Annotated in this window: 14 protein-coding genes; 4 read left to right on the top strand and 10 right to left on the bottom strand. The window is 70.5% G+C overall.

What is annotated here, in order from left to right; genetic code table 11:
• Window positions 1-5: 5 nt before the first annotated feature.
• Window positions 6-704 (bottom strand): class E sortase, encoded by a 699-nt coding sequence (locus AB0K36_RS02875; RefSeq protein WP_364587729.1) that lies wholly within the window; start codon window positions 702-704, stop codon window positions 6-8.
• A gap of 33 nt (window positions 705-737) precedes the next feature.
• Window positions 738-1,505 carry a DUF881 domain-containing protein gene (locus AB0K36_RS02870; protein WP_364587323.1) on the bottom strand — a complete coding sequence of 256 codons (768 nt, stop codon included), beginning with the start codon at window positions 1,503-1,505 and terminating at the stop codon, window positions 738-740.
• Window positions 1,506-1,645: 140 nt separating this feature from the next.
• On the opposite strand from AB0K36_RS02870, the gene crgA reads away from it, so the two are divergent.
• Window positions 1,646-1,903: a cell division protein CrgA gene (gene crgA / locus AB0K36_RS02865; protein ID WP_159689758.1), complete on the top strand. Its 258-nt coding sequence runs from the start codon at window positions 1,646-1,648 to the stop codon at window positions 1,901-1,903.
• Window positions 1,904-2,174: 271 nt separating this feature from the next.
• Here crgA and AB0K36_RS02860 read toward each other — a convergent pair whose 3' ends face one another.
• Window positions 2,175-3,074, bottom strand: a complete 900-nt coding sequence (locus AB0K36_RS02860) for a rhomboid family intramembrane serine protease (protein WP_364587320.1) — start codon at window positions 3,072-3,074, stop codon at window positions 2,175-2,177.
• Between the two features lie 101 nt (window positions 3,075-3,175).
• Window positions 3,176-3,703, bottom strand: a complete 528-nt coding sequence (locus AB0K36_RS02855) for a peptidylprolyl isomerase (RefSeq protein WP_189473187.1) — start codon at window positions 3,701-3,703, stop codon at window positions 3,176-3,178.
• A 275-nt stretch (window positions 3,704-3,978) separates the two neighbouring features.
• Between AB0K36_RS02855 and AB0K36_RS02850 the strand changes: the two genes are divergently transcribed.
• On the top strand, window positions 3,979-4,656 hold the full coding sequence (locus tag AB0K36_RS02850; protein WP_364587317.1) for a DUF5324 family protein: 678 nt from the start codon (window positions 3,979-3,981) through the stop codon (window positions 4,654-4,656).
• A gap of 52 nt (window positions 4,657-4,708) precedes the next feature.
• Here the strand turns inward: AB0K36_RS02850 and AB0K36_RS34690 are convergent, their stop codons facing one another.
• The gene (locus AB0K36_RS34690) at window positions 4,709-5,506 is read right to left on the bottom strand and encodes a DUF6344 domain-containing protein (protein WP_435877761.1); all 798 of its coding nucleotides are present in this window, start codon (window positions 5,504-5,506) and stop codon (window positions 4,709-4,711) included.
• A 456-nt stretch (window positions 5,507-5,962) separates the two neighbouring features.
• On the opposite strand from AB0K36_RS34690, the gene AB0K36_RS02840 reads away from it, so the two are divergent.
• A complete protein-coding gene (locus AB0K36_RS02840) occupies window positions 5,963-6,964 on the top strand; it encodes a helix-turn-helix domain-containing protein (protein WP_005314895.1) in 1,002 nt (333 codons plus the stop codon).
• A 61-nt stretch (window positions 6,965-7,025) separates the two neighbouring features.
• Here the strand turns inward: AB0K36_RS02840 and AB0K36_RS02835 are convergent, their stop codons facing one another.
• Window positions 7,026-7,310, bottom strand: coding sequence for a hypothetical protein (locus AB0K36_RS02835; RefSeq protein WP_364587314.1), 285 nt, complete (start codon window positions 7,308-7,310; stop codon window positions 7,026-7,028).
• A 202-nt stretch (window positions 7,311-7,512) separates the two neighbouring features.
• On the opposite strand from AB0K36_RS02835, the gene AB0K36_RS02830 reads away from it, so the two are divergent.
• Window positions 7,513-7,950 (top strand): hypothetical protein, encoded by a 438-nt coding sequence (locus tag AB0K36_RS02830; protein WP_364587312.1) that lies wholly within the window; start codon window positions 7,513-7,515, stop codon window positions 7,948-7,950.
• Window positions 7,951-8,038: 88 nt separating this feature from the next.
• Here the strand turns inward: AB0K36_RS02830 and AB0K36_RS02825 are convergent, their stop codons facing one another.
• The 4 genes from AB0K36_RS02825 to AB0K36_RS02810 form a co-directional block, all read right to left on the bottom strand.
• Entirely contained in the window at window positions 8,039-10,552 is a 2,514-nt protein-coding gene (locus tag AB0K36_RS02825; RefSeq protein ID WP_364587309.1) for a M16 family metallopeptidase, read from the bottom strand.
• On the bottom strand, window positions 10,549-11,436 hold the full coding sequence (locus AB0K36_RS02820) for a phosphotransferase family protein (RefSeq protein WP_364587306.1): 888 nt from the start codon (window positions 11,434-11,436) through the stop codon (window positions 10,549-10,551). Before AB0K36_RS02820 ends, AB0K36_RS02825 begins: the two co-directional genes overlap by 4 nt.
• On the bottom strand, window positions 11,433-12,023 hold the full coding sequence (locus AB0K36_RS02815) for a flavoprotein (protein WP_364587303.1): 591 nt from the start codon (window positions 12,021-12,023) through the stop codon (window positions 11,433-11,435). Before AB0K36_RS02815 ends, AB0K36_RS02820 begins: the two co-directional genes overlap by 4 nt.
• A 179-nt stretch (window positions 12,024-12,202) precedes the next feature.
• On the bottom strand, window positions 12,203-13,195 hold the full coding sequence (locus AB0K36_RS02810) for an LLM class flavin-dependent oxidoreductase (RefSeq protein WP_364587300.1): 993 nt from the start codon (window positions 13,193-13,195) through the stop codon (window positions 12,203-12,205).
• Window positions 13,196-13,241 lie beyond the last annotated feature (46 nt).

The raw sequence follows: 13,241 nt of genomic DNA, 5'->3' as shown, positions 1-13,241 counted from the left end.
GTGGGTCAGCTGCGCAAAGCCGGTGGTTCGCCGTCGGTCACAGGGTGGGTCGCATCGAGGTGCGCCCAGACGACGAGACGGTGGCTGCTGCCCCACTCGGGCTCGCAGGTGGTGAGTGTCAGATAGCGCCCCGGCTCGTCGAAGGGTGCCGCCTCCCGCCGGAGCGGGCGGGGCACCGGTTCGATCACGCCGATGTCGTCGGGGACGGTCCGGTGGGGCCTGTTCGCGATGCGGTAGGTGAACCAGGTCGTACCGTCGGTGAGCACGACTTCGTCACCGGGACGCAGCTCCGGAAAATCCTTGAACGGGTCTCCGTGCGTACGACGGTGGCCCGCGACCGCGAAGTTGCCGGTGGCTCCGAGCCTGCCCGTGGAGGCGTAGTGCCCGAGCCCCTTCCTGAGCACCCCGGGCTCCGTGCCCTGGAGAACGGGCCGGTCCCAGTTCTTGCCGAACCGGGGGATGTACATGACCGCGAAGGGCTCACCTGGCTCGTACGCCGTGGCCGTCGGCCCGGGTGCGGGTGCACTGCCGGGCTCGGGCGCGTTCGCCGCCCAGTCGGCCCGCAGTCTGCCGATCTCGCCGGCCGTGGCCCTGTCGGCCTCGATCCCGGTCCAGAACAGCAGATGGACGACGAAAAGCACGATCAGGGCGCCGATGGTGATGCACAGCTCGCTGAAGGTCCTCACGAGCGCACGCACCGATATCGACACCGGCTCCCCCAAGCGCCACAGGCAGGCTTACCCGACGGGTTTCGCGTAGTGCAGATCCACTGTGCCGGAGTAGCCGGGGAGAGTCACGGTCTCGTTCTCGTCGACCTTCCAGCCGAGACCGTAGGCCTCCACGTACAGCTGGTAGTTCTGGATCGCGGGAGAGTCGGCGAGTGCCTTCTTGAGCACGTCCTGGTCACCGACGGCGGTGACCTTGTAGGGCGGTGAGTAGACCCGGCCCTGGAGGATCAGCGTGTTGCCCACGCAGCGCACGGCGCTGGTGGAGATCAGCCGCTGGTCCATGACGCGGATGCCCTTGGCGCCGCCCTGCCACAGGGCGTTGACGACGGCTTGCAGGTCCTGCTGGTGGATGACCAGGTCGTTGGCCTGCGGCTCCGGGTAGCCGGGGGCGGCCCGGGCGTCCGGCGGGGCGTCGTCGAGGGTGACGGTCAGGGCACTGCCTTTGAGGGGCTCCGTGCCCGCGGTCTTCTCCAGCGCCGCCAGCTTCGCGTCCTCGGCCTCGGTGGAGCCGTCGTCGCGCTGTGCGAGGGCGTCCACGTCGCCGCGCACGGCCGAGGTGGACTCCTCGAGGTCGCCGTTCTTCTCGCTGCGCTGCTTGATCAGGTCCGAGAGCCTCAGCAAGGAGTCGTCGGTGCGCAGGTCCGTACCCTTGGCGGTGTTGAAGCTGGTCACGAAGATCAGCCCCGCGAGGGCGAAAACGGCAGCCGTCAGCAGCCGGACCGGTCGCCACTTCGAGCGGCGAACGGGGCCTTGCGGGGAGTCGGCAGAATTGCTCAACGTACCCTTATCTCCTTCGGCACCGCGGAAGCACTACGCTAACGGACGCCCGGGGGCGGCAGTGGCCCCCCTGGCTCCGGCCCCGGCGCCAGCCACAGTTCCCTGCGCGGTAACGCAGCGCATCGACAGGAGAGTCCCTCGTGCCGAAGTCACGTATCCGCAAGAAGGCCGACTTCACGCCGCCTCCGGCCGCGAAGCAGGCGGCGACCATAAAGCTCACCAACCGCAGCTGGGTCGCGCCGGTGATGCTCGCCCTGTTCCTGATCGGACTCGCTTGGATCGTCCTGTTCTACGTGACCGAGGGCGACCTGCCGATCAAGAGCTTCGGCAACTGGAACATCGTCGCCGGCTTCGGTTTCATCGCCGCCGGGTTCGGCGTCTCCACCCAGTGGAAGTAGCTGCTCCGCAGCCGGGCACGGGGCCGGGTCCCCAGTTGTCCACACCGTTTTCCACAGGCCGGGGAAAAGGTCAGAAGATCTGTGGATAACTCTCGGCCCGTTGACGCCGATGTGACTGCGGCAGCCGGGCCGGTGAAGCGATCAGCCCCTTGTCTCTCCTGAAAAAACCCAGGTCAGGGACAAGGGGCACGCTTGTTCCACACACGATGCACAAGATCCGCCACACGCTGTGGACAACTCTGGGGAAAGCTCCACTCCCGTTGCTGTCAGGTCATGTGATGGCGGCGGTCCTGGCCACGACAGCGACGACGCTCAGGAGTAGGACCGCCGCGCAGACGGCGAGCTGCACGGCGTTGCGGCGCTTTCCCTGCGGTGCGTGCACCAGGCCGTACGCGATCACGACTCCGGCGACCAGGCCGCCGATGTGCGCCTGCCAGGCGATGTTCGCCCAGAAGAACGTGATGACCAGGTTGATCGCGATGAGCACCATGATCGGACGCAGGTCCTGCCGCAGCCTGCGCATCAGCACCACGGTGGCGCCGAGCAGGCCGTAAATCGCGCCGGAGGCGCCCAGCGACCCTTGGTCCGGCGTCTCGAGCAGATAGGTGAGGGCGCTGCCGGCCAGGCCCGAGATCAGGTAGAGCGCGAGGTAGCGCACCCGCCCGAGCGCCTCCTCCAGCGGGCCGCCCAGCCACCACAGCAGCAGCATGTTGAAGAAGATGTGCCACGCCTCCTGATGGAGGAACATCGCCGTGGCCAGGCGGTACCACTCGCCGTCCGCGACGCCCACGACCTCCGCGAGGCTACGGTCGTACGCGTAGCCGATCATCGTGAACCGGTGGACGAACTGGTCCTCGAGCCCGAGCGCCAGACCGAACATGGCGATGTTGAGGGCCAGGATGATCTTTGTCATCAGCCGTGGGTCTGCCGTGATCGCACCACCCGCGATGGTCCGCGGCCGGGTCGCGTTCGGGTGGTGTCCCGTACCGGAACCGGTGCGGACGCACTCCGGGCAGTGGAACCCGACAGACGCGTCGACCATGCAGTCCGTGCAGATCGGCCGCTCGCAACGGGTGCACGTGATGCCCGTCTCGCGGCCGGGGTGGCGGTAGCAACTGCGCAGGCCGTGGGCGTCCCCCGGCTCCTGCGGACCGCCTGGCGCCTGGTCCATGGGATCACCTCACCAATCTGGGCTCACGACGTCGCCCCGCCCATCCTTACGGATGGACGGGGCGCAAAGGTTCCCCTGGGGAAAACCGCCTGCGGCGGGCGTCAGCGCGTCTCGACGACGACGGACTCGATCACGACGTCGTTGACGGGCCGGTCGGTGCGCGGGTTCGTCTGGGTGCCCACGATCGCGTCGACGACCTTCTTGCCGGCGTCGGTGCTGACCTCACCGAAAATGGTGTGCTTGCGCGTCAGCCACGCGGTCGGGGCCACGGTGATGAAGAACTGGGAGCCGTTGGTCCCCGGACCGGCGTTGGCCATGGCCAGCAGGTACGGCTTGTCGAAGGCCAGGTCCGGGTGGAACTCGTCCTCGAACTCGTAGCCCGGGCCGCCCGTGCCGTTGCCCAGCGGGTCGCCGCCCTGAATCATGAAGCCGCTGATCACGCGGTGGAAGACCGTGCCGTCGTACAGCCTGTCCGTGGACTTCTTGCCGGTCGCCGGATTGACCCACTCCCTCTTGCCCTGCGCGAGCTCGACGAAGTTCTTGACCGTCTTGGGCGCGTGGTTCGGCAGAAGCCGGATCTCGATGTCGCCTTGGTTGGTCTTCAGGGTGGCGTAAAGCTGCTCGGCCACGATCTGCCTTCCGTAAGTCTTCTCTGACGTCTCCCGATCCTTGCACGGAAGAGCCGCTCACGGAGAAAGGCCGCCGGGTCGTCGCCCGAGCGGCACGCTTTGGGGGGATCCGTGGCATCGTCGTCCACAAGCTCCCGGCATGACCCGGATGCCCGCCCCGCATGCCGGGGCGGCGTTCAACGGGCATGATTTTCAATCGGGTGGAAAGGCGGGACTGTACCCCAACTGGGGACAACCCCGGTCACCCTCAGAACGCCACCGAGGAGGAGGATCCCGTGACCCGCATGGACAGCGTGCGCGCCGCGACCGGTACGGCGAAGGACAGCGTGCTGCACGCCGCGGACGTGGTGGCGCCTTACGCCGGCACGGCCAAGGACCAGGCCGCGCATTATGCGCACGAGGCCCGCGTACGGCTCGCGCCGAAGGTTTCGCAGGCCGCTACCGCGGCCCGTGTTCAGTACGGCAGTCGTGTCGCACCACACGTACCGCCGAAAGTCGATGTGGCCGCGCGCCGCGCAGCGGTACAGGCCAGGAGGGCCGCCCGTCAGGCGGCCGACTACACCGTCCCGCGTGTCGAGCACGCGATGGCCGTGGCTCAGCCCGTTCGTGAGGAGGCTACGGCCCGTTCGGCTGCCGCTCTGGCCGCGCTACGCGGTCAGGTGACGGCCAAGGAGATTCGGAAGCTTGTGAGGAAGCACGAGCGGCGGTCGAAGGCCGGTCGTCTCGCCAAGGGTCTCGCGGTCCTCGGCGTACTGGCCGGCGGGGCTTTCGCCGCTTGGAAGTGGTGGGACAAGCAGGCCAATCCCGACTGGCTGGTGGAACCGCCCGCTGCGACGGAGGTCTCCGACCGTGCCCCGCTGACGTCGGTCGACGGCAGCACCCAGGCCGGGCTGGACCCTGACGTCCAGGTGAAGCAGGACGAGGCCGAGGCGGGCGACGAGGACCGCCGCTGACGACTTGTCCGTCCTACGACAGGCGCCGGGAGTGGAGAACGCTCCCGGCGCCTCATGCTGCGAGGAGTGCGGGGCCGTCACCCTGGTCATTGCGCGCGGCCGCGAAATCGGCCGTGAGGACGACCGCGGAGTCTGCGGGGGCGTCCGCCGGGGACTCGGCGGGGACGGCCGCGAGGGTGCGGGAGACCGTGGCCGGCGCGGCAGAGACTTCGGCAGCACCGGTCGGAGCGGCACCGGAAGAGCTGTCGGCGACGTCGGCCGTGGTTGCGGCGGAGGAGCCGTCGGAGACGCCGGCCTGGGAGTCCGCGGAGGGGGCGGCCGAAGGAGCGGTCCGGTTGCCGGACCGAGTGTCGGCGCCTGTGGCGTTGCTCATCGACGGGCTGTCACCGAAGCGGGTGGTGGGCCTTGCCGCGTCGGCGGAGGCGGATGCTGCGGGGGACGGCACCGCGGGAACAGGTGCGGCTGCCGAGGAGACACCGGGTGACGCGGGGGCGCCGAACGCGCCTCCGTACGGTGCGACCGGGTACGCGCCGCTCCTGTCGAGCCCTGACAGATGCCGCACAGCGGGAGACGACCCGTGTGCCTCGGCGCTGATGCGCTGCTTCATCGTGGGTGGCAGCGACCGGTCGCGCACCGTCGGCGCCGGCCATGTGACTTCCCGCCTGGTCTGAGCCGGAACCGTCGCGCGCAGCGCCTTCGGACGGGCCGCGCCGGCCGGCTCCTCCGGGGACTGCGCGGCCGGCTGTGCCGTGGCGGCGGTCGCGGCGGTGGTGAACCCCACCGAGGCAAGCAGAGCAAAGAACGCGGTGATGAACGCGTTCCACAGATTCCTGACCTTGAAGGTGGCCATGACCCCTCGCTTTCGGGTTGAGCGCTTTACATACCTTCCTCATGATGTGTACGCATTCCGAGAAGTGGGGGAGCGACGCCGCCGCTGCGCAGTTCTTCTGATGAACACCACTCGGATGGTCCAGCCCGCCGGGGAACAGCCTCCGAGTTGCGTACCCGCCCGAGGCCGTCCATGGGCTTCCTCCACCTCTCGCCACCCAGTGATCGCGCAGGTCAGCGCGTACGCGGCGCCTGTTGTCCGCAGGCCGGCGCGGGGGCGATCCGCCGTCCTCGCGCCGGCCTGATCCCCCTTCAGGAGGCAACACGGGCACGGAAGAAGCGCCGGGATCCGATTCGACAGACGCGGATCGCGCCGCTACGGGGGCTACTTGCCTACTTTGCTATCCCATTACGATCAGCCCCAACGCCGCGCACGCCACCTGACCAGGCGCGTCGGCAGAAAACCGGGGAGCAAGATTTGACCGTCAACGACCTGTCCGTCCTGGGTATCTCCGCACTGGAGGAGTCGATCTACCGGCACTTCCTGCGTAATCCCGACACCTCCGCGGACGACATCCATCTTCTGTTCCACACCTCGCTCGAGTCCGCCGCGGCCGCCAGGGACCGGCTGTGCGAACTGCGTCTGCTGAGATCCACGGAAGGCGAAGGCGGCCCCACCCTGTCCGCGGCGGACCCGGCCACGGCCGTCGACCAGCTGATCGACGTACGCCTGCGGGAACTGCATCAGGAGTTGCAAGCCGTCACGCAGGCACGCCACTTGACGGCCTCCCTCTGTGCCGAACAAGGGGTGCACGCGCTCCCGCCGCAGAGCGTGGAGCGGATGGAGAGCATTCCGCAGATCCGCAGCCGACTGGACGACCTGGCCTTCTTCGCCCGTGAGGAGGTGCTGTCCGTCGACCCCTACACCGCGCTGACCGCCGACAGCATCGCGCACTCGCGCCCCCTGGACCTGCGCTGCCTGCGGCGGGGCCTGCGCATCCGGAACATCGTCATCAAGGAGGCCCTCGACGATCCGCCGACGCTCGCCTACCTGCGGGAGATCGCCGCGCACGGGGCCGAGATCCGGGTGACAGAGGAGGTGACGGAGCGCATCATCGTCTTCGACCGGCGCACGGCGCTCGTCCCGCTCGATCCGTCGGACACGGCACGGGGCGCGCTGATGGCGCGGGAGACCGGGCTCGTGGCCAACATCCTGGCGCTGTTCGAGAAGATCTGGGACCAGGCCCAGCCCCTGGCCGAGCTCACCGATCCGACGGACACCACCAGCGGCGGGCTGTCCGAGACGGAGCGGCTGGTGCTGGAATCCATGTGCCGGGTCGAGAAGGACGAGGTCGGTGCCAGGGAGCTGAAGATCTCCGTGCGGACCTATCGGCGGCACATCGCCGACCTGCTCCGCATCCTCGGCGCCGGCAGCCGTGCGCAGGCGGCACTGCTGGCTCGGGAACGAGGCTGGGTCTGACGCGTGGGTCCGCGGTGGCGGGGCGGCCGGGCGGCCACCCGGCCCGCCGCTGCGGGGCCTTCTAGGACGGTCTGATGCGCCACCCGGTCAGCGCGCTGTCCGTGAGCACCGTCTCCAGACGCGCGCGGATCTCACCGGGGGTTCCGGGAACGGAGCGCAGAGGGATGCCCAGGGCGATCTCGTTGTTGCCGACCGTCGACACGCATGCCCAGTCGGCGGGCAGCAGCCCGATGAGCCGGATCGCCGTCGTCTGGCCCGGCGCGGCGGTCTCGTCGGTCCGGACCACCGTGAACAACAGCTGCTCAGCGGTGCCCGGCGGCGCTTCGGCCGGCCCGTCGTCCTTCATTGGTTCCTCCCGGTAGAGCTCGCATGAGCCGTCGTGTCCCCCGTCGTCCTGTCCCCCGCCCGTGCGTGGGGATCAGGGTGAGCCTGGCACCCGGGTGAGCCGCGGGGAGGTCCCCTCGCTGACAGCATGCTGCAGCGGGGGGCCATGATCCTGCAGCCGCCGCGGCTGTCTGCCCGGTCCGGGCCCAACTAGCTTTCTGTGCATGGCAAACGAATCAGTGCACCCCCCACACAGCACCGGTGACGGCCGACAGGACACATCCCCCGGCAGGAGTCCCTGGTGGTACTACCCGGGGCTCGGCGCGTCGCTCGCCGTCGCCTTCGTCTGCATCGACATCGGTGGCAGCCTCGTGCCCGCCGGCCCGATCGCCGGTGCCGTCCTCGGCCCCTCCCTGCTGACCTGGGCCGCGTCCCGCACCCGTGGCCGCGCCGCCACGAAGGCGCTCTCCGCGACCGGTTCGCGCAACCTCTTCGGTCTCTACCTCGTACTGCTCGGGGTGGTCACCGCGGTGGGCCTCGGACTCGGTCTGGGAACCGACCTCACCGGCGCGGCGAGTGCCGCCGGTCTCGTGGCGCTCGCCCTGACCGTGGTCCTGGGCCGTCAGGCGGACCGCGCCGTCACCCGTCCCGGCCACTCCTGACCTCCCACCCATCGTCCTTGCTCCGCCTCCCCGCTTACGGCGCCACCGGGTCCCGACCGACCCGGTGGCGCTTTCCGTCGTCCCCACCTCAGTGGGCGGCCGCCGGCACGGACCGTGGCAGGAACAGCCGCCCGGCCGCGCGGGAGACGTCCTCGGCGGCGACCACACGCAGCAGACCGGGCAGCAGGAGGGGAAGGCCGGCATCGCCCCCGCTGGACACCGTTCGCCGGAGCAGGTCCGCGCGGGCCGCCGGGGAATCGAATGCGGCGAGCAACTGGGCGGCGCAGAAGTCACGTACGGGCCGCAGTTCCCGTTCCGTGAAGGGCTCGGCGGCAAGCCGGCCGGCCTCGGCGCGGATGCCGGCCCACGCTTCCTCCACAGCGTCGGCAGGCACTCGTCCGCGCAGAAAGGCACGCGGCACCCCGCAGACCGTGTCCCGCCCCGTGTACATCTCGAAGCCCGCGACCGTGCGGTCCGCGAACCGCCCGGCGAGCCGGCCGCCGAAGAAACCGCCCATGGCCGCCGTGGCCAGGAACCGTGCTGCCTCGTCGGCCGCACCGGTGACGGGCCGCTCCATGACGGACAGCAGAAGCCGCACATGCGTGCCGTCGACGGCGTGCAACTCCCGCGGCGGTCCGTCGTCCTGCCTGTACGGCGGCCCGGCGGTTTCCGGCGCGGATGCGGACTGCTCGCACACCGTGGTCCAGGGGTCGAGCGTGTCCGCCGCCCGGCCGACCAGGGTGTCCGGGTCCAGCTCCCCTACGGCGATCAGCGTGCCGGCGCCGACCGTGGCGTGCGGGATCAGCTGCGCACGCACACGGTCGTCGAGCTCCTCATCCGGAGTACGCGGGGAATCCGGCGTACCCGGACGATCGAGGGTCGAGCGCTCGGCGGACATGGCGGGCGCCAGGTCGGCGAGCACCGTCAGCCAGTCGGCGGTCCGTCCGGTCGGTGCGTGACCCGAGACGTCCAGCCATTCACCGTCGACGGCGACAGCGAGCGATCCGCCGAAGTCCTCGGTCCGCGCGGCGGCACGGATGTGCCGGGCACGGACACGGAACCGTTCGCGGGCGGCGGCCGGGTTACGCCATCCGGCCCGCCCGAGCGGCACTCGCCAGCGCAGTTCCACCAGAGGGGAGCGGCGATCGGCGACCGCGACCACACGCGGGCCTCCGGGCAGTTCCACTTCCCGGGTGGGCAGGCGTCCCGGCTCGAGCGGCGCTCCGGGTCCGGGCACCGGCAGAGCGCCGGGGCGCGGGAACGCGCCGACCTCCTCCGCGGCCCGGCCGGCCGCGGTCGCCGACGGGCCATCCGGGCGCACCGGAACGGGACGGGTGCGACGGTCGCCCGGCTCGATGACCAGGACCGCTTTCGGCTGCTGCGCCAGTGCACGAGCCGCCTCGGCCACCTGATCGGTTCTCACGGCCCTGATCAGCCCAGGGAGCTCTTCGAGCAGTTCCGCTCTGCCGAACAGGCTCTCCAGCCGGCCGAGCGCGCGGGACCTTGTCTCGATGTCCGCGTGGGCGCGCTCGTGCTCCACCGCCATCAGCCGGGCCGCCCGGGGGACGGCGTCGTCCAGGCCGGGATCCTCGGCCCAGGTACGCAGCCGGTCGCTGATCGCACGGACCACCTGCTCGGGGGTCCGGCCGGCCGGAAGGACGGCCGTCACCACCAGCGGATCCGGGTCCCTGGCGTCCAGCGGCCCGAAGAATCCACAGCTCGCGGCGGCAGAGGGAAGGCCGAGGGCGGCGGCCCCGTGTCGGTTCAGCAGTGCGGCCAGGACGGCATGCGCGAGATATCCGGGCAGATCGGTCTCCGGGTCGGGCAGGCGGTGGCCCATGGCCAGCACGGTGGCGCTGACCCCGGGCTCCTGGTACCTGGCCCAGCGGTCCGCCGTCGGAAGGGGCTCGTGAAGGGTGGGTGGCAGGGGATGCGGACGAGCGGGGATACCGCCGAAATGGTGCTCGATCAGCGCGCGGGTGACAGTCGGCTCGGCCGCGCCGACAACGGTGAGGACCGCGTTGCCCGGTGCGTAGTGCGCGGTGAAGAACTCCTCGCAGTCCTCGATCGTGGTCTGCGCCAGCACTCCCGGATCGCCGTATCCGTCATGGGCGTTGGCATGCCGGCTGAAGAGAACCCCGGGCAGCAGCGGCCAGGGGAGGCCGCCGTAAGGCCGGTCCGTGGTCGCGCCGTGGATCTCTTCCGCCACACCTGCCAGCTGTTCGGCGAGGTGGAGTTCTGTGAAAAGGGGCGCCCGCATCCGGTCGGCCTCCGCGAAGAGCGCCTGTTCCAGGGCCTCCGCCGGCGCGACCTGGTAGTAGTCCGTGTAGTCCTGGTGCGTGGTTCCGTTGGCACGGCTGCCGAGCCGGTGCACGTGGTCGTAGAACCGGCCTCCGGGAAGGCTGGCGCTGCCACGGAACATGAGGTGCTCGAAGAGGTGTGCGAAGCCTTCGCGGCCGGGTGGCTCGGAGCGGAATCCGACGCCGTAGTGCACGGACACGGCCGCCCGCGGGATGCCCGGCTGATGCTGCAGCAGCACCCGCAGTCCGTTGGGCAGCGTGAAACGGTCCAGGCCGGCGGTGGCCGGCGGCGCCAGCGTCATGTCACCGCTCCCCGAAGGCCGATGAGGAAGCGCAGGAAGTCGGCGTACTGCTGGAAGCTGTCCACCGGTTCGTCGAGATACGCGGCGATGTCGTGGACGTGCAGCATGATGCGCAGCACCGCGAGCCACTGCCAGTCGGCGCCCGGATCACGGCCGTACCCCTCGCACAGAGCGTCGATGTGGGCCTGCCAGGCGACGGGGTCGCCGCCCAACTGCCATTTGAGTTCGACGAGTTCGCCGATGATCCAGCCGATGTCGACGTACCAGGGAAGGACGCTCAGGTCCTCACCGGCCAGCAGCGTGGCCGAACCGTCCGGGCCGGCTATCAGCGAGCCCAGGCCGGCCGCACCGTGGGCCAGCACCGTGGGAGTGTCCCCGAGGACCCGCTGGTGCCATCCCCGTACCGTCGCCCATGCCGGGTCACCGAGCGCCTTGCGCATCTGCTCGGCGGCATGTGCCGCGCGCGGTGTCGGGGCGCGGCCGGTCAGCCAGCTGTCCAGCCGGTCGAGCCCGCGGGACCCGTGGGCGCGGGCCGAGGCCGGCGGCGGCACGTCGTGCAGCACCCTCAGGGTCGTGCCGAGGTCCCGCAGTGCCTGCGGTGGGACGGCACCTGGGCCACCCGTGAGCAGCAGATACGCGACGGAGTGCTCCCCCTCGAGGTGGTACGTGCGGCCGCTGCCGTCGGCCGCGCCGAAGACGACACGGGCACCGGGACCTGTCACGGCGAGCGGTGTACGCGGCACGGGAACGAACGGAGCGGGAGCATACGGACCGGGAGACCTGCGCCACTGGTGGAGCCCGCCGGGCAACGGACGGACCTCGGTGCGCAGCAGGCCGGTGCCGTAGCGGGTCACCGCGCCCGCTTCGATGGTCGGGAGCGTCACAGCAGCGCCTTTCTTTCCGGGTGGACACGTTGGTCGTCGACGAGCTGGACGCGTCGGCCCTCGAGCCGCTCGATCACCTCGGGCAGGGTCGGTGGGACCCATGCCTCCATACGGCCGGTGGTCAGGCTCCGGCCCTGCTCGGGCGGCACCATCACGACGTTGGGACGGGCCGACAGCTGCGACCAGTGCTCACGGAAGGCAGGACTGTCGAGACCGCCGGGCGGGAGTGCGGGCGCCACGGCGATCGGAGCGCGGGTGCACTGGGCGGCGAGCAGGGAAGGGCTGTCCGCGAGGCCGAGGGCCAGACGTGCCGTGTAGTGGAGCGTCGCGGGGTAGACGACGAGTGCCTCGGCCCATTCGGCGAGCGCCACATGGCGGGCGTGCACCTCGTCCTCCGGCCACTCGTCGAAGAGGACGTCGCCGGCGACCCGGTGGGCGAGCGCCTGCCGGGTGACGAACCGCCGGGCGCTGCCGGTGAGGACGACGGACACTTCGAGGCCGGTGTAGGAGGCGCGCAGCCAGTCGAGCCAGAAGGGAAGGCTGGTCGCGTACGCGGAGCCGGTGCTCACCACCAGGAGTCGCTCCACGCCCAGTTCAGGTGCCTGTGGCGTCGGCGCCGGTGACTCCTGTGATGACGGAGCAGCCACTGGACGCGCTGCCGACGAAGCATCGGCGGATGGAGTCACACCATTCGGAGCCGCGGGCGAGCGGGGCAGCAGGGTCCGTGCGGGGGAGGGAGCTTGCGGGGACCACAGCGGGGTTCGGGTCATGAGAGCACCTCACGCAGGAGCGTTTCCAGTTCCTTCAGGGCTGTCCGGGTCCCGGTGGTGGCGAAAACCCCGGAGACGTTCAGGACGATCTCGTCGACACCGGCGCTTCGGTACTCGGCGAACGCCTCGGCGATGTCCAGCGGCCCGCCGTACACAAAGGCGCCGCCCTCGATCAGGGCCTTGGCACTGGCCACCGGGTCGGTCTCCATGTCCACATCGATTCCGGACCGGCGCAGCATGTCCCGGTAGTGCGGCAGCGACATGTGGGCCGAGTTGCTGGCGAGTGCCACATCCGTCGGTTCCCGGCCGTCCGCGGCCAGGGCCACCGGCACCATGGCCACCAGCCGGGGCCGGTCACGTCCGGCGCGTGCCGCGCCTTCCTCGAGCGCCGGCACCACCACGTCGCGCAGGTATTTCGCGGGGGTCAGCCAGGTGATGGCCGTGTCGGCGACCTCACCGGCGAGCCTGGCCATTCCGGGGCGCAGTACTCCGAGCCCTACCTCCACCTCGGGCCGCGGCTGCACCGGGAGTCGGCCGCGGACCCGGAAGAACTCGCCGTCCAGGTCGACCGCTTCACCGTCCAGCAGCCCGCGTACAGCCGTGACGTACTCCCGGCACGCGCCGAGCTGACTGCGATAGGGAGCACCGAGCAGGTTCTTCTGCAGGACGCCGGCACCTGGGCCGAAGCCCGCCACCACGGGATGGTTCATGGTGACCGCCAGCGACTGTGCCTGAAGTGCGGCTTCGTACGGGTGACGCAGCGGCATCACGGTCACTCCGGTACCGGCCGGGACGCGGAAGCCGGAGGCGGCCATGTAGGCGAACGTCTGGTGCGGTTCACCGACGGAGGACTGGCCCTGCCACAGCCGGTGGGCGCCGGTCCATTGGGTCAGCGCCGCGTACGGCAGTGCCTGCTCCGGACGCGACGGGGTGAAGGGCATCAGCACCGAGTACTGAGGCGTGGCTGCGGAGACGGCGGTGCCGGTCATGAAGGCTCCTGGGAACGGTGTCGGGGCGATGTCGGCCCGACCGTGT

The sequence above is a fragment of the Streptomyces kurssanovii genome, assembly GCF_040677245.1.
Classification (GTDB): Bacteria; Actinomycetota; Actinomycetes; order Streptomycetales; family Streptomycetaceae; genus Streptomyces; species Streptomyces kurssanovii.
Note: the sequence above shows the minus strand (reverse complement) of the source record. Positions and strands in the feature narration are given on the sequence as shown.